This is a genomic window from Citrobacter sp. GW821-FHT07H02, assembly GCF_059418505.1.
This window is the reverse complement of sequence record NZ_JBWKPZ010000002.1, coordinates 409,170-429,528: the sequence shown is the minus strand read 5'-3', so window position 1 is coordinate 429,528 and position 20,359 is coordinate 409,170. Positions and strand designations below refer to the sequence as shown.

Annotated in this window: 35 protein-coding genes; 6 read left to right on the top strand and 29 right to left on the bottom strand. The window is 50.3% G+C overall.

Going from position 1 to position 20,359, the window contains the following annotated elements; translation table 11 throughout:
* Window positions 1-404: 404 nt before the first annotated feature.
* Window positions 405-959, top strand: coding sequence for a gamma carbonic anhydrase family protein (locus tag AC07NP_RS05230; protein ID WP_494659765.1), 555 nt, complete (start codon window positions 405-407; stop codon window positions 957-959).
* On the opposite strand, the gene AC07NP_RS05225 is transcribed toward AC07NP_RS05230, so the two are convergent.
* Genes AC07NP_RS05225 through dprA form a run of 6 tightly spaced genes read right to left on the bottom strand, consistent with a single transcriptional unit; the run spans window position 935 to window position 4,727 of the window.
* Window positions 935-1,192 (bottom strand): DUF1488 family protein, encoded by a 258-nt coding sequence (locus AC07NP_RS05225; protein ID WP_276293694.1) that lies wholly within the window; start codon window positions 1,190-1,192, stop codon window positions 935-937. The two genes, AC07NP_RS05230 and AC07NP_RS05225, sit on opposite strands and share 25 nt — an antisense overlap.
* Complete coding sequence (gene aroE / locus AC07NP_RS05220) at window positions 1,189-2,007, bottom strand: shikimate dehydrogenase (protein ID WP_494659778.1); 819 nt, start codon at window positions 2,005-2,007, stop codon at window positions 1,189-1,191. Before aroE ends, AC07NP_RS05225 begins: the two co-directional genes overlap by 4 nt.
* A gap of 4 nt (window positions 2,008-2,011) precedes the next feature.
* Window positions 2,012-2,584 (bottom strand): L-threonylcarbamoyladenylate synthase type 1 TsaC, encoded by a 573-nt coding sequence (tsaC, locus tag AC07NP_RS05215; protein WP_494659764.1) that lies wholly within the window; start codon window positions 2,582-2,584, stop codon window positions 2,012-2,014.
* Entirely contained in the window at window positions 2,577-3,131 is a 555-nt protein-coding gene (locus AC07NP_RS05210; RefSeq protein ID WP_490469484.1) for a DNA topoisomerase family protein, read from the bottom strand. The genes tsaC and AC07NP_RS05210 overlap by 8 nt, the downstream gene beginning before the upstream one ends.
* A gap of 26 nt (window positions 3,132-3,157) precedes the next feature.
* Window positions 3,158-3,631, bottom strand: coding sequence for a DUF494 family protein Smg (smg, locus tag AC07NP_RS05205; RefSeq protein WP_192610784.1), 474 nt, complete (start codon window positions 3,629-3,631; stop codon window positions 3,158-3,160).
* On the bottom strand, window positions 3,603-4,727 hold the full coding sequence (gene dprA / locus AC07NP_RS05200; protein WP_494659763.1) for a DNA-protecting protein DprA: 1,125 nt from the start codon (window positions 4,725-4,727) through the stop codon (window positions 3,603-3,605). Before dprA ends, smg begins: the two co-directional genes overlap by 29 nt.
* 129 nt (window positions 4,728-4,856) lie before the next feature.
* Between dprA and def the strand changes: the two genes are divergently transcribed.
* From def to mscL, 5 genes are all read left to right on the top strand, one after another.
* The gene (gene def, locus AC07NP_RS05195) at window positions 4,857-5,366 is read left to right on the top strand and encodes a peptide deformylase (RefSeq protein ID WP_192610782.1); all 510 of its coding nucleotides are present in this window, start codon (window positions 4,857-4,859) and stop codon (window positions 5,364-5,366) included.
* Between the two features lie 14 nt (window positions 5,367-5,380).
* Entirely contained in the window at window positions 5,381-6,328 is a 948-nt protein-coding gene (fmt, locus tag AC07NP_RS05190; protein ID WP_494659762.1) for a methionyl-tRNA formyltransferase, read from the top strand.
* Between the two features lie 52 nt (window positions 6,329-6,380).
* Window positions 6,381-7,670: a 16S rRNA (cytosine(967)-C(5))-methyltransferase RsmB gene (gene rsmB, locus AC07NP_RS05185; RefSeq protein ID WP_494659761.1), complete on the top strand. Its 1,290-nt coding sequence runs from the start codon at window positions 6,381-6,383 to the stop codon at window positions 7,668-7,670.
* A 21-nt stretch (window positions 7,671-7,691) separates the two neighbouring features.
* Window positions 7,692-9,068 (top strand): Trk system potassium transporter TrkA, encoded by a 1,377-nt coding sequence (gene trkA, locus AC07NP_RS05180; protein WP_271446015.1) that lies wholly within the window; start codon window positions 7,692-7,694, stop codon window positions 9,066-9,068.
* 145 nt (window positions 9,069-9,213) lie between these two features.
* The gene (gene mscL, locus AC07NP_RS05175) at window positions 9,214-9,624 is read left to right on the top strand and encodes a large-conductance mechanosensitive channel protein MscL (protein ID WP_494659760.1); all 411 of its coding nucleotides are present in this window, start codon (window positions 9,214-9,216) and stop codon (window positions 9,622-9,624) included.
* On the opposite strand, the gene AC07NP_RS05170 is transcribed toward mscL, so the two are convergent.
* From AC07NP_RS05170 to rplP, 23 genes are all read right to left on the bottom strand, one after another.
* Complete coding sequence (locus AC07NP_RS05170) at window positions 9,621-9,839, bottom strand: alternative ribosome-rescue factor A (RefSeq protein ID WP_494659759.1); 219 nt, start codon at window positions 9,837-9,839, stop codon at window positions 9,621-9,623. The genes mscL and AC07NP_RS05170 overlap by 4 nt on opposite strands.
* 55 nt (window positions 9,840-9,894) lie before the next feature.
* A complete protein-coding gene (gene zntR / locus AC07NP_RS05165) occupies window positions 9,895-10,320 on the bottom strand; it encodes a Zn(2+)-responsive transcriptional regulator (protein WP_203359774.1) in 426 nt (141 codons plus the stop codon).
* A 10-nt stretch (window positions 10,321-10,330) separates the two neighbouring features.
* Window positions 10,331-10,699, bottom strand: a complete 369-nt coding sequence (locus tag AC07NP_RS05160; RefSeq protein WP_494659758.1) for a DnaJ family domain-containing protein — start codon at window positions 10,697-10,699, stop codon at window positions 10,331-10,333.
* A gap of 106 nt (window positions 10,700-10,805) precedes the next feature.
* The gene (gene rplQ, locus AC07NP_RS05155) at window positions 10,806-11,192 is read right to left on the bottom strand and encodes a 50S ribosomal protein L17 (protein WP_001216372.1); all 387 of its coding nucleotides are present in this window, start codon (window positions 11,190-11,192) and stop codon (window positions 10,806-10,808) included.
* Between the two features lie 40 nt (window positions 11,193-11,232).
* On the bottom strand, window positions 11,233-12,222 hold the full coding sequence (locus AC07NP_RS05150; protein WP_001162094.1) for a DNA-directed RNA polymerase subunit alpha: 990 nt from the start codon (window positions 12,220-12,222) through the stop codon (window positions 11,233-11,235).
* 25 nt (window positions 12,223-12,247) lie between these two features.
* A complete protein-coding gene (gene rpsD, locus AC07NP_RS05145; RefSeq protein ID WP_000135224.1) occupies window positions 12,248-12,868 on the bottom strand; it encodes a 30S ribosomal protein S4 in 621 nt (206 codons plus the stop codon).
* Between the two features lie 33 nt (window positions 12,869-12,901).
* The gene (gene rpsK, locus AC07NP_RS05140; protein ID WP_001029684.1) at window positions 12,902-13,291 is read right to left on the bottom strand and encodes a 30S ribosomal protein S11; all 390 of its coding nucleotides are present in this window, start codon (window positions 13,289-13,291) and stop codon (window positions 12,902-12,904) included.
* Between the two features lie 16 nt (window positions 13,292-13,307).
* Window positions 13,308-13,664 (bottom strand): 30S ribosomal protein S13, encoded by a 357-nt coding sequence (gene rpsM, locus AC07NP_RS05135; protein ID WP_003031135.1) that lies wholly within the window; start codon window positions 13,662-13,664, stop codon window positions 13,308-13,310.
* 146 nt (window positions 13,665-13,810) lie between these two features.
* Window positions 13,811-13,927: a 50S ribosomal protein L36 gene (gene rpmJ / locus AC07NP_RS05130; RefSeq protein ID WP_000868187.1), complete on the bottom strand. Its 117-nt coding sequence runs from the start codon at window positions 13,925-13,927 to the stop codon at window positions 13,811-13,813.
* A gap of 31 nt (window positions 13,928-13,958) precedes the next feature.
* Entirely contained in the window at window positions 13,959-15,290 is a 1,332-nt protein-coding gene (gene secY / locus AC07NP_RS05125; protein WP_001118864.1) for a preprotein translocase subunit SecY, read from the bottom strand.
* A 7-nt stretch (window positions 15,291-15,297) separates the two neighbouring features.
* Window positions 15,298-15,732, bottom strand: a complete 435-nt coding sequence (gene rplO / locus AC07NP_RS05120) for a 50S ribosomal protein L15 (protein WP_162383474.1) — start codon at window positions 15,730-15,732, stop codon at window positions 15,298-15,300.
* 3 nt (window positions 15,733-15,735) lie between these two features.
* Window positions 15,736-15,915, bottom strand: a complete 180-nt coding sequence (gene rpmD / locus AC07NP_RS05115) for a 50S ribosomal protein L30 (RefSeq protein ID WP_001140434.1) — start codon at window positions 15,913-15,915, stop codon at window positions 15,736-15,738.
* Between the two features lie 3 nt (window positions 15,916-15,918).
* Window positions 15,919-16,422, bottom strand: coding sequence for a 30S ribosomal protein S5 (gene rpsE / locus AC07NP_RS05110; protein WP_003031131.1), 504 nt, complete (start codon window positions 16,420-16,422; stop codon window positions 15,919-15,921).
* A 14-nt stretch (window positions 16,423-16,436) separates the two neighbouring features.
* Window positions 16,437-16,790: a 50S ribosomal protein L18 gene (gene rplR / locus AC07NP_RS05105; protein ID WP_000358956.1), complete on the bottom strand. Its 354-nt coding sequence runs from the start codon at window positions 16,788-16,790 to the stop codon at window positions 16,437-16,439.
* Between the two features lie 9 nt (window positions 16,791-16,799).
* Entirely contained in the window at window positions 16,800-17,333 is a 534-nt protein-coding gene (gene rplF, locus AC07NP_RS05100) for a 50S ribosomal protein L6 (protein WP_162383475.1), read from the bottom strand.
* Window positions 17,334-17,345: 12 nt separating this feature from the next.
* Entirely contained in the window at window positions 17,346-17,738 is a 393-nt protein-coding gene (gene rpsH, locus AC07NP_RS05095) for a 30S ribosomal protein S8 (protein WP_003031127.1), read from the bottom strand.
* Window positions 17,739-17,771: 33 nt separating this feature from the next.
* The gene (gene rpsN / locus AC07NP_RS05090; protein ID WP_012135425.1) at window positions 17,772-18,077 is read right to left on the bottom strand and encodes a 30S ribosomal protein S14; all 306 of its coding nucleotides are present in this window, start codon (window positions 18,075-18,077) and stop codon (window positions 17,772-17,774) included.
* Window positions 18,078-18,090: 13 nt separating this feature from the next.
* On the bottom strand, window positions 18,091-18,630 hold the full coding sequence (gene rplE, locus AC07NP_RS05085) for a 50S ribosomal protein L5 (protein WP_003031123.1): 540 nt from the start codon (window positions 18,628-18,630) through the stop codon (window positions 18,091-18,093).
* Window positions 18,631-18,644: 14 nt separating this feature from the next.
* Window positions 18,645-18,959: a 50S ribosomal protein L24 gene (gene rplX / locus AC07NP_RS05080; protein ID WP_003031122.1), complete on the bottom strand. Its 315-nt coding sequence runs from the start codon at window positions 18,957-18,959 to the stop codon at window positions 18,645-18,647.
* Window positions 18,960-18,969: 10 nt separating this feature from the next.
* Window positions 18,970-19,341, bottom strand: coding sequence for a 50S ribosomal protein L14 (rplN, locus tag AC07NP_RS05075; protein WP_000613954.1), 372 nt, complete (start codon window positions 19,339-19,341; stop codon window positions 18,970-18,972).
* Between the two features lie 162 nt (window positions 19,342-19,503).
* Complete coding sequence (gene rpsQ, locus AC07NP_RS05070; protein WP_017460070.1) at window positions 19,504-19,758, bottom strand: 30S ribosomal protein S17; 255 nt, start codon at window positions 19,756-19,758, stop codon at window positions 19,504-19,506.
* The gene (gene rpmC / locus AC07NP_RS05065) at window positions 19,758-19,949 is read right to left on the bottom strand and encodes a 50S ribosomal protein L29 (RefSeq protein ID WP_000644742.1); all 192 of its coding nucleotides are present in this window, start codon (window positions 19,947-19,949) and stop codon (window positions 19,758-19,760) included. Before rpmC ends, rpsQ begins: the two co-directional genes overlap by 1 nt.
* Entirely contained in the window at window positions 19,949-20,359 is a 411-nt protein-coding gene (gene rplP, locus AC07NP_RS05060; RefSeq protein WP_000941212.1) for a 50S ribosomal protein L16, read from the bottom strand. The genes rpmC and rplP overlap by 1 nt, the downstream gene beginning before the upstream one ends.

Below are 20,359 nucleotides of genomic sequence, written 5' to 3'. Positions count from 1 at the left end.
TTTTTCGTCTTGCGACGTTAAGAATCCGTATCTTCGAGTGCCCACACAGATTGTCTGATAAATTGTTAAAGAGCAGTTGCGACGCGCTTTAGCGCTCTGTCGCGAGGTGGCGTATATTACGCTTTCCTCTTTCAGAGTCAACCCTGATTTTCAGGATTTTTCTCTTCAACCGAACCGGCTGTTTGTGTGAAGTGATTCACATCCGCCGTGTCGATGGAGGCGCATTATAGGGATCCCATTTTTTAGCACAAGTGTTTTTTAGATCTTTTTTTCTGTTTGCTGTTTTTTCACCCCTTTCGTTCCATTCCTGCGCAATTCGCCTGATTTTTGATACTCAAATCGCTTGCACAGAGCCAATAATCCAACCAAAGTCATCATTACGGTTCTATTTTGTTGAGGTAAATATGTCTGACGTACTACGTCCTTATAAGGATCTTTTCCCGCAGATCGGAAAACGAGTGATGATCGATACCAGCAGTGTCGTCATTGGCGATGTCCGTCTGGCGGATGATGTCAGTATTTGGCCGCTCGTTGCTATCCGCGGAGACGTGAATTACGTCGAGGTCGGCGCCCGTACGAATATTCAGGATGGCAGCGTACTGCACGTCACCCATAAATCGACCTCCAACCCACAAGGTAATCCCCTGATCGTGGGTGAGGATGTGACCGTAGGGCATAAGGTCATGCTACACGGCTGTGTTATCGGTAACCGCGTCTTAGTCGGGATGGGATCGATTCTGTTGGATGGCGCAGTTATAGAAGATGACGTCATGATCGGGGCAGGTAGTCTTGTACCGCAAAACAAACGTCTTGAGAGTGGATATCTGTATCTGGGAAGCCCGGTGAAACAAATCCGCCCTCTGAGCGACGCGGAGAAGGCAGGTCTGCAATACTCCGCGAATAACTATGTGAAGTGGAAAGACGAATATCTCAGTCAGGACAACCAGACCCAACCGTGATCGTCTTCTTGCTGGGACTGGATAAGGGCTTCAGCTTCTTCTTCCAGATCCCAGCGATGATCACAAAAAGCAGCCAGCCACTGCTCAGGAGTATCGCCGCCAAAACGATGCGCCAGCTTCTCTCCTTTAATCGCACACATGAGTTGCATACCATTTACCAGCGCAGGAAAGCTGACAGCGTCGATATCTGCGTTCCACTCTTCTCTGTCAGGGAACTGGATGGCCTGATTCATGCAGACAACTCCTGTTGCAGCAATTTAATCACTGGCTCAACGTCTGGTAATGTACCGTGCCAAAGCAAAACAGCGTGCGCCGCCTGCCCCACCAGCATACCCAGACCATCTGCGTAGGATCTGGCTCCCTTCTCTATACACCAGGTAAGAAACGGCGTATTCCCTTTCTGATAGAACATATCGTAGCAATAAACAGAAGGATGAATAAGGGATGCCGGAATAGCAGGAATATCACCACTGATCCCGCTGGATGTTGCGTTAATGATCAGATCAAACTCATGATCCACCAGCGCATCCATTTTCAGAGACTGAACACTCCCTGTATGGGCAAAAATTTTCGCCAGTTCTTCCGCACGCGAAGCCGTTCGGTTCACGATCGTCACTGCGCAATCCATCGAAAGCAGTGGCAACAATACGCCACGGGAAGCACCACCCGCACCAATGAGCAAAACACGCGCGCCCGGCCGAATGAAAGATAAGCGTTCAAGATCGCTTAACAGCCCAATACCGTCAGTGTTATCACCCAGTATGCGACCATCCTCAAGCTTTTTGAGCGTGTTGACGGCCCCGGCAAGAGCCGCACGCTCCGTCAATTCATCTGCCCGTGCGAACGCTTCTTCTTTAAAAGGAACGGTAACATTCGCCCCTTTTCCCCCTTCAGCAAAGAAGGTATTAAGCGTACCGATAAAATCATTGTTCGGCGCTAATACACGCCCATAGGGATGTTCAATTTGCAGTTGTTGTGCAAAATGGTGATGAATGAACGGCGACTTACTGTGTGCGATCGGATTACCAAAAACGGCATAGGTTTCCATCATCTTACCCCTGTCGAAACAATTCACCCGTCAGGGCATCACGAATTTCAGATGGATTCAAACGACCTCCCGTTTCGCCTTCAACAACAGGGAAGTCTGCCCCGAACTGCTCCCGTACTTCTTCAACAGTACGGCATGGCGGCAATCCACTCAGGTTGGCGCTGGTAGAAACTAACGGCTTACCATAAGCCTGGCACAATGCAACCACGAGCGGATGGTCGGTGACGCGCACGGCCAGTGAATCAAAGCGTCCCGTCAACCAGCGAGGCGTTGTCGCCGGCGCGGGGAAAACAAATGTGACAGGACCTGGCCAGCGGGCAAATACGGCTTCCCGTTGGGCATCCGTTAGCACGCTGTCATCAATATAAGATCTCAGTTGTTCAAAATTTGCCGCGATCAATATGAGACCTTTATCAACGGGTCGCTGTTTCAGTTCCAACAATCGAGTAACTGCTGTTTCGCTATCAGGATCGCACCCGACACCGAAGACAGCTTCTGTTGGATAGGCGATGACATTTTCTTTACTCAGTACCTCTATCGCGGCAGCGATAGCGTCTGATGGCAGGTTTTTATTCACTTTTAATATCCGCCGGTAACGGCTTTCCACATTGTTTACTGGCACAGACGTGTTTCACACCCTGCGCGGTTTTCTTTTCGATGAGTAGAGGGTAGTGGCACTCAGGACACTCTCCCGCTATCGGTTTGAAGTTGATGACAAACTGACACTCAGGATAGCGATCGCAGGAGTGAAAGGTTTTGCCATAACGTGAACGGCGCTGGACCAGATGACCCGTCCGGCACTGAGGGCAGGTAATCGCGGTTTCATCAGGTTTATCGATAATTTCGGTATGCCCACACGCGGGATAATCGCTGCAACCAATAAACATACCGAACCGCCCCTGCCGCAACACAAGTTCAGCGCCGCATGCAGGACAAAACTTACCCTCCAGAACTTTGACAATATGTCCGTCCGCTGACGATTTCAGAGGACGGACATAATCACATTCCGGATATTGTGAGCAGCCGAGAAACGGACCGTGTTTCCCGGAACGAATAACAAGTTCGGCCCCGCATTGCGGGCAGGGCTCATTTTTACGCACCGTGAACAGTGCTGATTTAGCCATAACAACTCATGCTGAATAAAGATCGTTTAATGCAGCATACCTTCATTCACTTCAAAGAGTAATTCTTCCATTTGTTGATATGCATTTTCACAACCTGGAATGTTGAACAGAACCATCAGGATCACCCACTTTAGATCTTCCAGGTCGAATTCTGCAGTATCCAGTGCGAGCACACGTTCAATGACCATTTCCCGTGTCTCGAGGTTTAGCACCTGTATCTGCTCCAGGAATAACAAGAATCCCCGGCAACTGGCATCCAGGCGATCGCACTCTTCAGCAGTATAAATACGTACAGAGAGCGGATCTGAGGCGAGTTGCATGGGTTCAGCGAGGCCTTCCTGATAGTCAGCAAGCTTTTCCAGCCACAATAACGCGTTGTAGATGTCTTCACGATCAAAACCAGCGTCGGTAAGATCCCGTTCCAGTTTGTCCTGATCCACACGTAATTCAGCTTCGTTATGGATGTATGTCTCAAACAAATACATTAGTACGTCGAACATGGCTTGCCCTCCTCAATCGGACATAGCCGCCGGGTACAGCTGCGATCCATCCTGCTAACTCCAGTTCGAGTAGCTGAGCCACTACCACTGGCACAGGTTGGCCGGCACGTTCAGCGACGACGTCAACAGGTGTTGCCTCATCTCCTACGTTAGCCAGGAGCTCAGGAAATGGCAATGCCACCGCTTCGTGATCTGGTGAATAAAGTGTATTTTCAGGCTCATCTGGCAACCAATGTAACCCGTATTGCAAATTTTCGAGTATATCCTCTGGCGCTGTCACCAGTGTGGCCCCCTGCTTTATCAGCCAATGGGGACCTTCACTCCCCGGGCTACCTATCGGCCCTGGTAAAGCAAAGACCTCTCGCCCTTGCTCCATCGCACAACGTGCGGTAACCAAAGACCCGCTGCGCAGAGCCGCCTCAATCACCAAAACGCCTTTACTGAGACCACTAATAATGCGGTTTCGCCGGGGGAAATGATGCGCTAACGGAGGTGTCGCCAGCGGAAACTCAGAGATCAAAGCGCCTCCCATACCGACGATGTTTTCTGCGAGCTGGGCATGCCGACGCGGATGCACAGTCAACAGACCGTTACCCAATACGGCAACGCTTTTTCCCTTTACACTTAACGCGGCTTTATGTGCGACGCCATCGATACCGAGTGCCAGTCCGCTGGTCACCGTAATCCCTGCTGCGGCAAGTTTTTCGCAGAATACGCGCCCCCATCGTTCACCATACCAGGAGTGTGAGCGACTCCCCACAACGGCAAGCTGGATGGAGTCAAGGCATTCAGGCTCCCCGGCGACAAATAGCGCGCCGGGGTAGTCTTCAATCGCACGAAGCTGTTGAGGGTAATGTTTACTCTCCGCCGTAATGAAATAGTGATGAGGCCGCGCTAACCAATCCAGCACAATATCCAGCTCCTTTTGCGGGAGCGTTAAAAAGCGTTCAGCCTGTCGGATTGAGAATCCTGCACTGTGCAACAATGCAGGATCGATATGGGTCTGATTAATGAGAAAATTGGCCGTACGTACCATTGCGTCGCCGTACATCTCACTGACACGCATTAGGCGTAACCAAATTTCGATATGGGTCATCCTTCTCCCCCTGTCACAAGCGGTCCTGGCAATCTTTGCGATTGGTCAGTGATGCTGTCAATCAGCAGGGGTTTTGTCTAGAATAGAGGTAATAATCTTTCCAACTCCTGAACACAACTCTGGATAACTATGTCAGTTTTGCAAGTGTTACATATTCCGGACGAGCGCCTTCGCAAAGTCGCAAAGCCGGTAGAAGAAGTGAATGCAGAAATTCAGCGTATCGTCGATGATATGTTCGAGACGATGTACGCCGAAGAAGGTATTGGTCTGGCGGCAACGCAGGTCGATATCCATCAACGTATTATCGTGATTGATGTGTCCGAGAACCGCGATGAACGCCTGGTACTCATCAATCCAGAGTTGCTGGAAAAATACGGTGAAACCGGTATTGAGGAAGGCTGCCTTTCTATTCCAGAACAGCGTGCGTTAGTGCCACGCGCAGAGAAAGTAAAAATTCGCGCACTCGATCGCGATGGCAAACCTTTTGAACTGGAAGCGGATGGCCTGCTGGCGATTTGTATTCAGCATGAGATGGATCACCTGGTCGGTAAGCTTTTTATTGATTACCTGTCGCCGCTGAAACAACAACGTATCCGTCAGAAAGTTGAAAAACTCGACCGCCTGAACGCCCGAGCTTAAGGACAAGAATCAACGTGTCAGACTCACTACGTATCATTTTTGCGGGTACACCTGACTTTGCAGCGCGTCATCTCGACGCGCTGTTGTCTTCAGGACATAACGTCGTTGGTGTGTTTACCCAACCTGACCGCCCGGCAGGACGCGGCAAAAAGCTGATGCCCAGCCCTGTGAAAGTCCTGGCCGAAGAGAAAGGGTTACCGGTTTTTCAGCCTGTCTCTTTACGCCCGCAGGAAAACCAGCAACTGGTCGCCGACTTAAACGCGGATGTCATGGTCGTAGTGGCTTATGGCCTGATTCTGCCAAAAGCGGTCCTGGACATGCCGCGTCTTGGCTGCATCAACGTTCACGGTTCCCTGCTCCCTCGTTGGCGCGGCGCCGCACCTATTCAGCGTTCGCTGTGGGCCGGCGATACCGAAACGGGTGTAACCATTATGCAAATGGATGTCGGCCTGGATACGGGTGACATGCTTTATAAGCTTGCATGCCCGATCACAGCAGAAGATACCAGCGGCACGCTGTATGACAAACTGGCAAACCTGGGCCCGCAGGGGCTGATCGATACGCTCAAGCAGCTCGCCGCAGGTACCGCAAAGCCTGAAGTGCAAGATGACGCTCTGGTTACCCATGCAGAGAAGCTCAGCAAAGAAGAGGCCCGCATAGACTGGTCTCTCTCTGCCGCACAGTTAGAACGTTGCATTCGTGCCTTTAACCCCTGGCCGATGAGCTGGCTGGAAATAGAAGATCAACCCGTGAAAGTCTGGCAGGCATCAGTCATTGAGGCCTCCACGCAAGCAGAACCCGGCACCATCCTTGAGGCCACAAAGCAAGGAATCCAGGTTGCGACGGGCAACGGCATTCTGAACCTGCTCTCATTGCAACCCGCAGGGAAAAAGGCGATGAGTGCTCAAGATCTACTAAATTCACGTCGGGAATGGTTTATTCCTGGCAACCGTCTGGCCTGACGGTCACCTCTCAATACGCCCGGTGTAACCGGGCATTTTTATTTTTGCGGTTATGAAAAAAAATCTTAATTTACGCAGTATGGCGGCCCAAGCCGTCGAACAGGTTGTCGAAAAGGGGCAGTCGTTAAGCAATGTTCTGCCCGCTATGCAGCAGAAAGTCACCGATAAAGATAAAGCACTGTTGCAGGAACTCTGCTTTGGCGTCTTGCGCACGCTTTCCCAGTTGGAGTGGATGATCAAACAACTGATGGAGCGCCCGATGACGGGCAAGCAGCGCACGGTCCATTATCTGATTATGGTCGGCTTCTACCAGCTATTGCATACCCGTATTCCTCCTCATGCTGCACTTGCTGAGACAGTGGAAGGTGCAGTCGTTATCAAACGCCCACAGTTGAAAGGGCTGATAAATGGCGTACTACGCCAATTCCAGCGCCGCCAGGAAGAACTACTAACCGAATTTGCACAAAGCGAACTTCGTTTCTTACATCCGTCCTGGTTAGTAAAGCGCATTAAGAATGCCTATCCACAGCAGTGGGAAAGTATCCTTGAAGCCAATAACCAACGACCGCCAATGTGGTTGCGTGTGAACCGTACGCACCATTCGCGCGACAGTTGGCTGGCATTGCTGGAAGAAGCGGGTATGACAGGCTTTACTCATCCTGCTTATCCGGATGCCGTACGTCTGGAAACCCCTGTGTCAGTACTGGCTTTGCCTGGTTTCGAGCAAGGTTGGGTTACCGTTCAGGATGCTTCCGCCCAGGGTTGCGTCGGCTACCTGCTACCGCAAAATGGTGAGCAGATCCTCGATTTATGCAGCGCTCCTGGTGGTAAAACGACACATATTCTGGAAGTTGCCCCAGACGCTAATGTAACGGCAGTCGACGTTGATGAAAAACGCTTATCACGCGTTTACGACAACCTGAAACGCCTCGGCATGAAGGCAGCCGTTAAGCAAGGTGACGGGCGCTATCCGGCACAATGGTGCGGCGAGCAGCAGTTTGATCGCATTCTGTTAGATGCCCCTTGTTCGGCTACTGGCGTTATTCGTCGCCATCCGGACATCAAGTGGTTGCGCCGTGACCGTGATATTGCTGAACTTGCTCAGTTGCAGTCTGAAATTCTTGATGCCGTATGGCCACATCTGAAATCTGGCGGTGTGCTGGTTTACGCTACCTGTTCCATTCTGCCGGAAGAAAACAGTCAGCAGATTAAAACCTTCTTGCAGCGCACGCCAGACGCTGTGTTGCAGGAGACAGGTACACCTGATAATCCGGGGCTGCAAAATCTGCCAGGATTGGAAGAAGGTGATGGCTTCTTTTACGCTAAGCTAATCAAAAAGTGATGAGATAACGGGTCGCGACTGATGAAAATTATCATTCTGGGCGCAGGGCAGGTTGGCGGTACGCTGGCTGAAAACCTGGTCGGAGAGAACAACGATATCACGGTGGTCGATACCAACGGTGAGCGCTTGCGCAGTTTGCAGGACAAATTCGATCTTCGCGTGGTACAAGGGCACGGTTCCCATCCTCGTGTGCTGCGTGAAGCGGGGGCTGACGATGCGGACATGCTCGTCGCCGTTACCAGTTCCGATGAAACCAACATGGTCGCCTGCCAGGTCGCCTATTCACTCTTCAACACGCCGAACCGTATTGCACGAATTCGCTCGCCGGACTATGTCCGCGATGCGGATAAGCTGTTCCATTCCGAAGCGGTTCCTATCGATCATCTCATCGCGCCGGAGCAATTAGTCATTGATAATATCTATCGACTGATTGAGTACCCTGGCGCATTACAGGTGGTCAATTTCGCGGAAGGTAAAGTCAGCCTGGCTGTGGTAAAAGCCTATTACGGCGGTCCGCTGATTGGAAACGCGTTATCCACCATGCGCGAACATATGCCGCATATCGATACTCGTGTTGCAGCAATTTTTCGCCACGACAGACCGATTCGTCCGCAAGGATCCACGATTGTCGAAGCGGGTGACGAAGTGTTCTTTATCGCGGCCTCTCAGCACATTCGTGCTGTGATGAGTGAATTGCAACGCCTGGAAAAACCCTACAAGCGCATCATGCTGGTCGGTGGCGGTAATATCGGCGCAGGCCTTGCACGTCGCCTGGAAAAAGATTACAGCGTGAAGTTGATTGAGCGAAATCAGCAACGTGCAGCCGAGCTTGCCGAGAAACTACAGAATACGATCGTCTTCTTTGGCGATGCATCGGATCAAGAATTATTGGCGGAAGAACATATCGATCAAGTTGATCTGTTCATCGCGGTCACCAATGACGATGAAGCGAATATTATGTCGGCAATGCTCGCCAAACGGATGGGGGCCAAAAAGGTAATGGTGCTGATTCAGCGGCGTGCCTATGTCGATCTTGTTCAGGGCAGCGTGATTGATATTGCGATTTCACCGCAGCAGGCAACCATCTCCGCGCTTCTCAGTCACGTACGTAAAGCTGATATTGTCGGGGTATCTTCATTACGACGTGGTGTTGCTGAAGCTATAGAAGCTGTTGCACACGGTGATGAGACGACTTCCCGCGTCGTAGGCCGCGTGATCGATGAAATAAAACTTCCGCCGGGAACGATCATTGGTGCAGTTGTCAGAGGAAACGATGTCATGATCGCCAACGACAACCTGCGTATTGAGCAGGGCGATCACGTCATTATGTTCCTGACAGACAAAAAGTTTATTACCGACGTTGAACGTTTATTCCAGCCAAGTCCTTTCTTCCTGTAATTTTAAGAGGGCACCGTTTCGGTGCCTTTTTTAATTCCCTTTATTTATCAAGGTTTAATTTATTTTCCTAAAGAGAATATCCATAAATGGAAAATACTTTAACATTTGTTAAACTTACACTCGTCAGCTGCTTAGGGAGAATAAAATGAGCATAATTAAAGAATTTCGCGAATTCGCGATGCGCGGGAATGTTGTGGATTTGGCGGTGGGTGTCATTATTGGTGCGGCATTCGGTAAAATTGTTTCATCACTGGTTGCCGATATCATCATGCCCCCTCTGGGATTATTAATTGGCGGGATCGACTTTAAACAATTTGCTGTCACATTGCGTGCTGCACAGGGAGATATCCCGGCGGTCGTCATGCACTATGGTGTATTCATTCAGAACATCATTGATTTTGTTATTGTTGCATTTGCCATCTTTATGGCAATCAAACTGATCAATCAACTCAATCGTAAGAAAGAAGAACCAGCTGCAGCACCTGTACCAACAAAAGAAGAAGTGTTACTTACCGAAATCCGCGACCTGCTGAAAGAGCAAAATACGCGTTCTTAACACGTCTCTGAAAACAGAAGGCCAGTGGTAAGAACGCGATTTACGCTCTTGCCACTGGCCTCCCAGTTACCCCGATTGCCATTCTTACCCTTCCGCTGATAACTTCCTTTCCCTTTCTTATTTTTTTCTACGCGCTGCCTGAACAAAGGGTCATGCAGTAATGCTTCAATGGCATTGTCCTTTATCTGCCCTTTCGTATGCTGATAACGACTCATAATTTCTCCAGTGATATGTTTTACGGCGCGAGTGTAAGCGCCTGCGTTCAATAAATCAACAGCCCGTTTTGACTCCACTAGCCCCCTGTTCCAGGGCCTCCAGAATCGAACAATAGACGCTACTGTGCGCCTTGCCACAGCAGGCATCATTGAGTCTTTGCAGTGAACGCTGCATAGTTTGCAGTTCTGCAATTCTGGCTTCCACTTCTTTCAGTCGCTCCTGCACAATCCCCTTCGATTCCTGACACGTATGGTGTTCCGGATCAACACGGATCGAAAGTAGCTCGCGGATCGATTCAAGCGTAAAACCAAGCTGGCGCGCATAACGAATAAATTTAAGCCGCTGGAGATCACTTTCGGTATAAAGCCGAAATCCCCCTTCGGTGCGCACTTCATGCTCCATCATTTGCTGCTTTTCATAATAGCGGATGGTATCAGGGGTCACTTCCGCCAGTTTTGCCAGTTCACCAATGCGGTACATAAGAACTCCGTTATTGATCGTTGATTTTATGCATCAGTTTGTCTGCATATGCTCCACGTAAAAACTCAGTACTCAAACCAGCCTGTCTCAATTTTAACTCGAGCAATGACAGACGTCGGCTAACTTCCTGATACTGCGGGTCGTCCTGCTTGATACCCTTGAGCATATCAAGTAACTGAATGGCCTCTCTGCGGTGTTCCAGCTCAGGAGGCAGGCATCCTGCATTTTTTAATAAACGATAACCAACACGAAGATCTTCGGGGACATGCGAGTCATCATCAAGAATGAGTGCTTTCCCGCTACCAGGAAGGTTATCAAACTCGCCTTTGGATTGTGCATCGACAATATGGCGCTCTGCCCACTGGTCAAGTAGCCACATAAATACTCCAGGGGATGAACAAAAAGAGTACAGATATTGTAGGCAAGTGGGGATACAACGGATATAAAAAAACCCGCCGGGGCGGGTTTTTTTACGTTACTACAGATTACTCTGCAGCAGCTTCTGCTTTCGATTCAGAGCGATCAACCAGCTCGATGTATGCCATCGGCGCGTTGTCGCCTGCACGGAAGCCACACTTCAGAATGCGAGTGTAACCACCGGCGCGGCTCGCGAAACGCGGGCCCAGCTCGTTAAACAGTTTTGCCACGATCTCGTTATCACGAGTGCGGGCGAATGCCAGACGACGATTAGCTACGCTATCAGTCTTGGCAAGAGTAATCAGCGGCTCAACTACGCGGCGCAGCTCTTTCGCTTTAGGCAGGGTCGTCTTGATGATTTCATGACGAACCAGTGAACCTGCCATATTGCGGAACATTGCCTGGCGATGGCTGCTGTTGCGGTTCAGTTGACGACCACTCTTACGATGGCGCATGACCTTATCCTTCTCAGTAAAACCTTAACCTGTGATCCGGTTACTCGTCAGCGATGCTTGCCGGTGGCCAGTTTTCCAGGCGCATGCCCAGAGACAGTCCACGGGAAGCCAGCACGTCTTTAATCTCAGTAAGAGATTTTTTACCAAGGTTAGGCGTCTTAAGAAGCTCAACCTCAGTACGCTGTACCAGATCACCGATATAGTGGATAGCTTCTGCTTTAAGGCAGTTAGCAGAGCGGACAGTCAATTCCAGATCGTCAACAGGGCGCAGCAGGATCGGATCGAATTCTGGTTTCTCTTCTTTCACTTCAGGCTGACGTACATCACGTAAGTCAACAAAAGCTTCCAGTTGTTCAGCCAGAATGGTTGCCGCACGACGAATCGCCTCTTCAGGATCGATTGTGCCGTTGGTTTCCATTTCGATGACCAGCTTGTCCAGGTCGGTACGCTGTTCTACACGCGCTGCTTCAACATTGTAGGCAATACGCTCTACAGGGCTGTAGCATGCGTCGACCAGCAGACGGCCGATTGGGCGCTCATCTTCTTCCGAATGAATTCGGGTAGAAGCCGGCACATAACCACGACCGCGCTGAACTTTGATACGCATGCTAATAGACGCGTTCTCATCGGTCAGGTGGCAGATCACGTGCTGCGGCTTGACGATTTCGACATCCCCATCATGGGTGATATCGGCTGCAGTCACAGGGCCAATGCCAGATTTATTCAAGGTAAGAATAACTTCATCTTTACCCTGAACTCTCACCGCCAGCCCTTTCAGGTTGAGCAGGATTTCCAGGATATCTTCCTGAACGCCTTCTTTGGTGCTGTACTCATGTAGTACACCATCAATCTCAACCTCGGTCACCGCGCAACCCGGCATCGATGAGAGCAGAATACGGCGCAGTGCGTTACCCAGAGTATGGCCAAAGCCACGCTCTAAAGGCTCAAGGGTCACCTTGGCGTGCGTCGAACTCACTTGCTCGATATCTACCAGGCGCGGTTTTAGAAACTCTGTCACAGAACCCTGCATTGTGTCCTCTCTTTGGTACTAAGCTTTACTTGGAGTAAAGCTCGACGATCAGGTGTTCGTTAATGTCCGCAGACAGATCAGAACGCTCAGGCTTACGCTTAAACGTACCTTCCATCTTGCCAGCATCAACTTCCAGCCAGGTTGGCTTTTCACGCTGCTCAGCCAGCTCCAGAGCGGCTTTCACGCGAGACTGCTTCTTCGCTTTCTCACGAATGCTAACAACGTCATTCGGACTAACCTGATAAGAAGCGATGTTAACAACACGACCGTTTACCATAATTGCTTTATGGCTTACCAGCTGACGTGCTTCTGCACGAGTGGCGCCGAAGCCCATACGGTATACAACGTTGTCCAGACGACCTTCCAGCAGAGCCAACAGGTTTTCACCGGTGTTGCCTTTCAGACGTGCTGCTTCTTTGTAGTAGTTACGGAACTGACGCTCCAGCACACCGTAGATACGGCGAACTTTTTGCTTTTCACGCAACTGCACACCATAGTCAGACAGACGCGGTTTACGCGCACCGTGCTGGCCAGGAGCTTGTTCAATTTTACACTTGGTATCGATCGCGCGAACGCCAGACTTAAGGAATAAGTCGGTGCCCTCACGACGGCTCAGCTTGAGCTTAGGACCCAAATATCTTGCCATTTTCTTTCTCCAACAAACCTGGAAACGACAGCGTTATACGCGGCGTTTTTTCGGCGGACGACAACCGTTATGAGGGATCGGAGTCACATCAGTAATATTAGTGATGCGGAAACCAGCGGCGTTCAGTGCACGAATAGTAGATTCGCGACCTGGACCCGGTCCTTTGACCATAACTTCCAGATTCTTGATGCCGTATTCTTTTACGGCGTCAGCGCAACGCTCTGCTGCAACCTGAGCTGCAAACGGAGTGGATTTGCGAGAACCACGGAAACCGGAACCACCGGCTGTTGCCCAACCCAGCGCGTTACCCTGACGATCAGTGATAGTCACGATGGTGTTGTTGAAAGAAGCATGGATATGAGCCACGCCGTCAGAGACTTGTTTTCTTACACGTTTACGTGCACGAATTGGTGCCTTTGCCATTATTCAATCACCCCGATTATTTCTTGATCGGTTTGCGCGGACCCTTACGGGTACGTGCGTTGGTCTTGGTACGCTGACCGCGAACCGGGAGACCACGACGATGACGCAAACCGCGATAGCAACCAAGGTCCATAAGGCGCTTGATGCTCATGCTAACTTCACGGCGCAGATCACCTTCAACGACAAATTTGGCAACTTCGTCACGCAGCGTGTCGATTTGTTCTTCAGACAGCTCACTGATCTTAACATCTTCAGCGATACCCGCTGCAGCCAAAATGGCCTTGGAACGGGTCTTGCCGACGCCGTAGATCGAAGTTAATGCGATCACAGCATGTTTCTGATCAGGAATGTTAATGCCTGCTATACGGGCCACTATGCACTCCTACTATTTAATATGTACGCACCATGCTGAAAAGCCCGTTTTCAGGATACTCAAATGGAAACGCACAGACATACAAAAGATTGGCTGGCTAATCTAGCCAGCTCAACCCAACTTTGCAAGAAAAATATGCGAATAAATCAGCCTTGGCGCTGTTTATGCTTCGGCTCGGCACTGCAAATCACACGGATGACACCATCACGCTTAACGATTTTGCAGTTACGGCATAATTTCTTGACGGAAGCACGAACTTTCATTTTTACTCTCCGTAACTTCTCGGGCGACCAATTATCGGCCGTAGCCTTTCAGGTTCGCCTTCTTCAATGCAGACTCGTACTGACTTGACATCATTAGAGTTTGCACTTGAGCCATAAAGTCCATAATCACGACAACAACGATAAGCAGTGAGGTCCCACCGAAGTAGAACGGTACTTTCATTGCATCACGCATGAACTCCGGGATCAGGCAGATAAAGGTAATGTAGAGCGCACCGACCAAGGTCAGGCGGGTCATTACTTTATCGATATACTTCGCCGTTTGCTCTCCCGGACGAATTCCTGGTACAAATGCACCGGACTTCTTCAGGTTATCTGCTGTTTCACGCGGGTTGAAAACCAACGCCGTGTAGAAGAAACAGAAGAATATGATTGCAGACGCATAGAGTAACACATAAAGCGGTTGCCCAGGCTGCAAATACAGCGAAATTGTTGTCAGCCAGTTCCAACCGGTTCCGCCCCCGAACCATGACGCGATGGTTGCTGGGAACAGAATGATACTGGAAGCGAAAATTGCCGGGATAACCCCCGCCATATTCACTTTCAGCGGTAAATGTGTGCTCTGTGCAGCATAGACACGACGACCTTGCTGACGTTTCGCGTAGTTTACCACAATGCGGCGTTGACCACGCTCAACAAATACAACAAAGAACGTCACTGCAAATACTAATACTGCAACCAACAGCAACACGAGGAAGTGCAGGTCGCCTTGACGCGCTTGCTCGATAGTATGGGCAATGGCTGGCGGGAGTCCCGCAACGATACCGGCGAAGATAATGATCGAGATACCGTTACCGATACCACGTTCAGTAATCTGTTCGCCGAGCCACATCAGGAACATAGTCCCTGTAACCAGACTCACAACAGCGGTGAAATAGAATGCAAAGCCCGGATTCATTACCAGGCCCTGCATACCAGGCATATTCGGCAGACCGGTAGCAATACCGATCGACTGGAATATCGCCAGCACCAGAGTACCGTAGCGGGTGTACTGGCTGATCTTACGACGACCAGACTCCCCTTCTTTCTTGATTTCTGCCAACGTTGGGTGAACCACCGTCAGCAGCTGGATAATAATCGATGCCGAAATATACGGCATGATACCCAGAGCAAAGATAGAAGCACGGCTGAGAGCACCACCAGAGAACATGTTGAACATTTCAATGATGGTGCCTCGCTGTTGCTCAAGCAGTTTGGCAAGTACAGCGGCATCAATACCAGGGATCGGAATGAAAGAGCCAATACGGAACACAATCAGCGCGCCGATTACAAACAGCAGTCTGCGTTTCAGCTCGCCTAAGCCACCTTTGGCACTTTGAAAATCTAATCCCGGTTGTTTAGCCATCTGCTACTTATTCCTCGATTTTACCGCCAGCAGCTTCGATAGCAGCACGAGCGCCTTTAGTAACACGCAGGCCACGAACAGTTACCGGAGTTGAAACTTCACCAGCCAGGATCACTTTCGCGAACTCGATCTGGATACCGATAATGTTAGCTGCTTTCAGCGTGTTCAGGTCTACAACGCCGCCTTCTACTTTAGCCAGGTCAGACAGACGAACTTCGGCTGTAATCGCTGCTTTACGAGAAGTGAAGCCGAATTTCGGCAGACGACGGTACAGAGGCATCTGACCACCCTCGAAACCGCGACGTACGCCACCGCCAGAACGAGACTTCTGACCTTTGTGACCACGACCACCGGTTTTACCGAGGCCAGAACCGATACCACGACCCAGGCGTTTACCCGCCTTTTTGGAGCCTTCGGCCGGAGACAGAGTATTTAAACGCATCTCTTACTCCTCAACTTTAACCATGAAGGAAACCGCGTTGACCATACCACGAACAGCAGGAGTATCCTCGCGTTCTACGGTGTGACCAATACGACGCAGACCCAGGCCAAGCAGCGTTGCCTTGTGTTTCGGCAGACGACCGATTGCACTGCGGGTTTGAGTAATTTTAATAGTCTTTGCCATGGTTTATTTCCCCAGAATTTCTTCAACGGATTTACCACGCTTGGCAGCGACCATTTCCGGAGATTTCATATTTTCCAGACCATCGATAGTTGCACGAACCACGTTAATCGGGTTGGTGGAACCATACGCTTTAGCCAGAACGTTACGAACTCCAGCGACTTCCAGGACGGCGCGCATTGCACCACCGGCGATGATACCGGTACCTTCGGAAGCCGGCTGCATGAATACACGAGAACCCGTGTGAGTACCCTTAACCGGGTGCTGCAGGGTGCCGTGGTTCAGCGCGACGTTAATCATATTGCGACGAGCTTTTTCCATCGCTTTCTGGATCGCTGCCGGAACTTCGCGTGCTTTACCGTAACCAAAACCAACGCGGCCATTACCATCACCAACAACAGTCAGAGCTGTGAAGGAGAAAATACGACCACCTTTAACGGTTTTAGATACGCGGTTTACCGCGATCAGCTTTTCCTGCAGTTCGCCAGCTTGTTTTTCGATGTGAGCCATCTTACACCTCTACCTTAGAACTGAAGGCCAGCTTCACGGGCAGCATCTGCCAGTGCCTGGACACGACCATGATATTGGAACCCGGAACGGTCAAAGGAAACATCTTTGATGCCTTTTTCCAGAGCGCGTTCGGCGACAGCTTTACCCACAGCTGCAGCAGCGTCTTTGTTACCGGTGTACTTCAGTTGTTCAGCGATAGCTTTTTCTACAGTAGAAGCAGCTACCAGAACTTCAGAACCGTTCGGTGCAATTACCTGTGCGTAAATATGACGCGGGGTACGATGTACCACCAGGCGAGTTGCGCCCAGCTCTTTGAGCTTGCGGCGTGCGCGGGTCGCACGACGGATACGAGCAGATTTCTTATCCATAGTGTTACCTTACTTCTTCTTAGCCTCTTTGGTACGCACGACTTCGTCGGCGTAACGAACACCCTTGCCTTTGTAAGGCTCAGGACGACGGTAGGCACGCAGATCTGCTGCAACCTGACCGATCACCTGCTTATCAGCGCCTTTCAGCACGATTTCAGTTTGAGTCGGGCATTCTGCAGTAATCCCTGCCGGCAGCTCATGATCAACAGGGTGAGAGAAACCCAGAGACAGGTTTACTACATTCCCTTTGACCGCTGCACGATAACCTACACCAACCAGCTGCAGCTTCTTAGTGAAGCCTTCGGTAACACCGATAACCATTGAGTTCAGCAGGGCACGCGCGGTACCAGCCTGAGCCCAACCGTCTGCGTAACCATCACGCGGACCGAAGGTCAGTGCATTATCTGCATGATTAACTTCAACAGCATCGTTGAGAGTACGAGTCAGCTCGCCGTTTTTACCTTTGATCGTAATAACCTGACCGTTGATTTTTACATCAACGCCGGCAGGAACAACGACCGGTGCTTTAGCAACACGAGACATTTTTTCCTCCGATTAGGCTACGTAGCAGATAATTTCGCCACCAAGACCAGCTTGGCGCGCTGCACGATCAGTCATAACACCTTTAGAGGTAGAAACAACTGCGATACCCATGCCGGCCATAACTTTCGGCAGCTCATCTTTACGTTTGTAGATGCGCAGACCTGGGCGGCTGACACGCTGAATGCTTTCTACAACAGCTTTACCCTGGAAATACTTAAGAGTCAGTTCCAGTTCCGGCTTGGTGTCGCCTTCAACTTTAAAATCTTCAATAAAACCTTCTTCCTTCAGCACGTTGGCAATTGCCACTTTCAGCTTGGAGGAAGGCATGGTGACCGCAGCTTTGTTCGCGGCCTGACCGTTACGGATACGGGTCAGCATATCCGCGATCGGATCTTGCATGCTCATCTGTCTTTACTCCCGTGATTCAATTGGTGACAATTACCAGCTAGCCTTTTTCAAGCCTGGTACTTCACCGCGCATGGCGGCTTCACGCAGCTTAATACGGCTCAACCCGAACTTGCCCACATAACCATGTGGACGACCTGTTTGACGGCAGCGGTTACGCTGACGAGACGGGCTGGAATCACGCGGCAGAGTCTGCAGCTTAAGAACGGCATTCCAACGATCTTCGTCGGAAGCGTTCACATCAGAGATGATCGCTTTCAGTTCAGCGCGTTTCGCGAAGTATTTATCAGCTAAAGCTACGCGTTTTACTTCGCGTGCTTTCATTGATTGCTTAGCCATTAGTAACCCTACCTTACTTGCGGAACGGGAAGTCAAAGGCAGCCAGCAGAGCACGGCCTTCTTCGTCAGATTTCGCAGTAGTGGTAATGGTAATATCCAAACCACGCACGCGGTCGACTTTATCGTAGTCGATTTCTGGGAAGATGATCTGCTCACGGACACCCATGCTGTAGTTACCACGACCGTCGAAAGACTTAGCGGACAAGCCACGGAAGTCACGGATACGTGGAACAGCAATAGTGATCAGGCGCTCAAAGAACTCCCACATGCGTTCGCCACGCAGAGTTACTTTACAGCCGATCGGATAGCCCTGACGGATTTTGAAGCCTGCAACTGATTTGCGTGCTTTGGTGATCAACGGTTTTTGACCGGAGATTGCTGTCAGATCAGCTGCTGCGTTATCCAGCAGTTTCTTGTCAGCGATCGCTTCACCAACACCCATGTTCAGGGTGATCTTCTCGACCCGAGGGACTTGCATGACAGAATTGTAGTTAAACTCAGTCATGAGTTTAGCGACTACTTCGTCTTTGTAGTAATCATGCAGTTTCGCCATCGTACTACTCCAAATTACTTGATAGTTTCGCTGTTAGACTTGAAGAAACGGACTTTTTTGCCGTCTTCGAATCTAAAGCCTACACGGTCGGCCTTGCCGGTTGCCGCGTTGAAGATAGCAAGGTTAGAGATCTGAATAGCTGCTTCTTTCTCTACAATGCCGCCTGGTTGGTTCAGGGCCGGAACCGGCTTCTGATGTTTCTTAACCAGGTTGATACCTTCAACAATGACCTTGCCGGAAGACAGGACATTTTTTACTTTACCGCGTTTACCTTTATCTTTACCGGTTAACACGATAACTTCGTCATCACGACGGATTTTCGCTGCCATGATTCGCTCCTTAGAGTACTTCTGGTGCCAGAGAGATAATTTTCATGAACTTCTCGTTGCGAAGTTCACGAGTTACCGGCCCAAAAATACGCGTACCGATAGGCTGCTCACTGTTATTGTTTAAAATAACGCATGCATTACCATCGAAGCGAATGACAGAACCGTCCGGGCGACGAACACCCTTCTTGGTGCGCACCACTACCGCCTTCAGCACATCACCTTTTTTGACCTTACCACGCGGAATTGCTTCCTTGATGGTGATCTTGATGATGTCGCCTACGCCTGCGTAGCGACGGTGCGAGCCACCCAGAACCTTGATACACATTACGCGACGTGCACCGGAGTTGTCGGCGACGTTCAGCATAGTCTGTTCTTGGATCATTTTAGTGCTCCGCTAATGTCAACTACTACTGAGACCCGAATATCAGGTCATTAAAAAGCCCCATATTGAGGGCGCAGCATTATAACACCGCTCAAACGATATGGGTAGAAAAAATAAACGGCTCACTGCTGAGCCGTTTATTCGTTGAGAATGCATACTCTATTACAGAATAGCTTTCTCTACAACGCGAACCAGCGTCCAGGACTTAGTCTTGGACAGCGGACGGCATTCGCGGATTTCAACCACGTCACCAGTACCGCATTCGTTGTTCTCGTCATGTACGTGCAGTTTGGTCGTACGCTTAATGAATTTACCGTAGATCGGGTGTTTCACAAAACGTTCGATAGCAACAACAATGGATTTCTCCATTTTGTCGCTAACAACGCGACCTTGCAGAGTACGGATTTTATCGGTCATTACGCACCCGCCTTCTCAGTCAGTAAAGTCTTAACGCGTGCGACATCACGACGCACTTGCTTCAACAGGTGAGACTGTTGCAGCTGGCCACTTGCAGCCTGCATACGCAGGTTGAACTGCTCACGCAGCAGATTCAGCAGCTCGGTGTTCAGCTCTTCAACACTCTTCTCACGCAGCTCTTTTGCTTTCATTACATCACCGTCTTAGTTACAAAGGTGGTTTTAATCGGCAGTTTCGCTGCTGCCAGCTTGAATGCTTCACGGGCCAGCTCTTCCGGTACGCCGTCCATTTCATACAGGACTTTACCCGGCTGAATCAAGGCAACCCAATACTCCACGTTACCTTTACCTTTACCCATACGCACTGCCAGCGGCTTTTCAGTGATCGGTTTGTCCGGGAACACACGGATCCAGATCTTACCTTGACGCTTAACTGCACGGGTCATAGCACGACGTGCTGCTTCGATCTGACGGGCAGTCAGACGACCACGGCCAACAGCTTTCAGACCGAAGCTGCCGAAGCTAACATCCGTACCCTGCGCCAGACCGCGGTTACGGCCTTTGTGCATTTTACGGAATTTTGTACGCTTTGGTTGTAACAT

Coding starts and splice junctions, on each gene's coding strand:
- AC07NP_RS05230 (WP_494659765.1), top strand. CDS start 405: ATGTCTGACGTACTACGTCCTTATAAGGATCTTTTCCCGCAGATCGGA.
- AC07NP_RS05225 (WP_276293694.1), bottom strand. CDS start 1,192: ATGAATCAGGCCATCCAGTTCCCTGACAGAGAAGAGTGGAACGCAGAT.
- aroE (WP_494659778.1), bottom strand. CDS start 2,007: ATGGAAACCTATGCCGTTTTTGGTAATCCGATCGCACACAGTAAGTCG.
- AC07NP_RS05210 (WP_490469484.1), bottom strand. CDS start 3,131: ATGGCTAAATCAGCACTGTTCACGGTGCGTAAAAATGAGCCCTGCCCG.
- smg (WP_192610784.1), bottom strand. CDS start 3,631: ATGTTCGACGTACTAATGTATTTGTTTGAGACATACATCCATAACGAA.
- dprA (WP_494659763.1), bottom strand. CDS start 4,727: ATGACCCATATCGAAATTTGGTTACGCCTAATGCGTGTCAGTGAGATG.
- def (WP_192610782.1), top strand. CDS start 4,857: ATGTCAGTTTTGCAAGTGTTACATATTCCGGACGAGCGCCTTCGCAAA.
- rsmB (WP_494659761.1), top strand. CDS start 6,381: ATGAAAAAAAATCTTAATTTACGCAGTATGGCGGCCCAAGCCGTCGAA.
- trkA (WP_271446015.1), top strand. CDS start 7,692: ATGAAAATTATCATTCTGGGCGCAGGGCAGGTTGGCGGTACGCTGGCT.
- mscL (WP_494659760.1), top strand. CDS start 9,214: ATGAGCATAATTAAAGAATTTCGCGAATTCGCGATGCGCGGGAATGTT.
- AC07NP_RS05170 (WP_494659759.1), bottom strand. CDS start 9,839: ATGAGTCGTTATCAGCATACGAAAGGGCAGATAAAGGACAATGCCATT.
- zntR (WP_203359774.1), bottom strand. CDS start 10,320: ATGTACCGCATTGGTGAACTGGCAAAACTGGCGGAAGTGACCCCTGAT.
- AC07NP_RS05160 (WP_494659758.1), bottom strand. CDS start 10,699: ATGTGGCTACTTGACCAGTGGGCAGAGCGCCATATTGTCGATGCACAA.
- rplQ (WP_001216372.1), bottom strand. CDS start 11,192: ATGCGCCATCGTAAGAGTGGTCGTCAACTGAACCGCAACAGCAGCCAT.
- AC07NP_RS05150 (WP_001162094.1), bottom strand. CDS start 12,222: ATGCAGGGTTCTGTGACAGAGTTTCTAAAACCGCGCCTGGTAGATATC.
- rpsD (WP_000135224.1), bottom strand. CDS start 12,868: ATGGCAAGATATTTGGGTCCTAAGCTCAAGCTGAGCCGTCGTGAGGGC.
- rpsK (WP_001029684.1), bottom strand. CDS start 13,291: ATGGCAAAGGCACCAATTCGTGCACGTAAACGTGTAAGAAAACAAGTC.
- rpmJ (WP_000868187.1), bottom strand. CDS start 13,927: ATGAAAGTTCGTGCTTCCGTCAAGAAATTATGCCGTAACTGCAAAATC.
- secY (WP_001118864.1), bottom strand. CDS start 15,290: ATGGCTAAACAACCGGGATTAGATTTTCAAAGTGCCAAAGGTGGCTTA.
- rplO (WP_162383474.1), bottom strand. CDS start 15,732: ATGCGTTTAAATACTCTGTCTCCGGCCGAAGGCTCCAAAAAGGCGGGT.
- rpmD (WP_001140434.1), bottom strand. CDS start 15,915: ATGGCAAAGACTATTAAAATTACTCAAACCCGCAGTGCAATCGGTCGT.
- rpsE (WP_003031131.1), bottom strand. CDS start 16,422: ATGGCTCACATCGAAAAACAAGCTGGCGAACTGCAGGAAAAGCTGATC.
- rplR (WP_000358956.1), bottom strand. CDS start 16,790: ATGGATAAGAAATCTGCTCGTATCCGTCGTGCGACCCGCGCACGCCGC.
- rplF (WP_162383475.1), bottom strand. CDS start 17,333: ATGTCTCGTGTTGCTAAAGCACCGGTCGTTGTTCCTGCCGGCGTTGAT.
- rpsH (WP_003031127.1), bottom strand. CDS start 17,738: ATGAGCATGCAAGATCCGATCGCGGATATGCTGACCCGTATCCGTAAC.
- rpsN (WP_012135425.1), bottom strand. CDS start 18,077: ATGGCTAAGCAATCAATGAAAGCACGCGAAGTAAAACGCGTAGCTTTA.
- rplE (WP_003031123.1), bottom strand. CDS start 18,630: ATGGCGAAACTGCATGATTACTACAAAGACGAAGTAGTCGCTAAACTC.
- rplX (WP_003031122.1), bottom strand. CDS start 18,959: ATGGCAGCGAAAATCCGTCGTGATGACGAAGTTATCGTGTTAACCGGT.
- rplN (WP_000613954.1), bottom strand. CDS start 19,341: ATGATCCAAGAACAGACTATGCTGAACGTCGCCGACAACTCCGGTGCA.
- rpsQ (WP_017460070.1), bottom strand. CDS start 19,758: ATGACCGATAAAATCCGTACTCTGCAAGGTCGCGTTGTTAGCGACAAA.
- rpmC (WP_000644742.1), bottom strand. CDS start 19,949: ATGAAAGCAAAAGAGCTGCGTGAGAAGAGTGTTGAAGAGCTGAACACC.
- rplP (WP_000941212.1), bottom strand. CDS start 20,359: ATGTTACAACCAAAGCGTACAAAATTCCGTAAAATGCACAAAGGCCGT.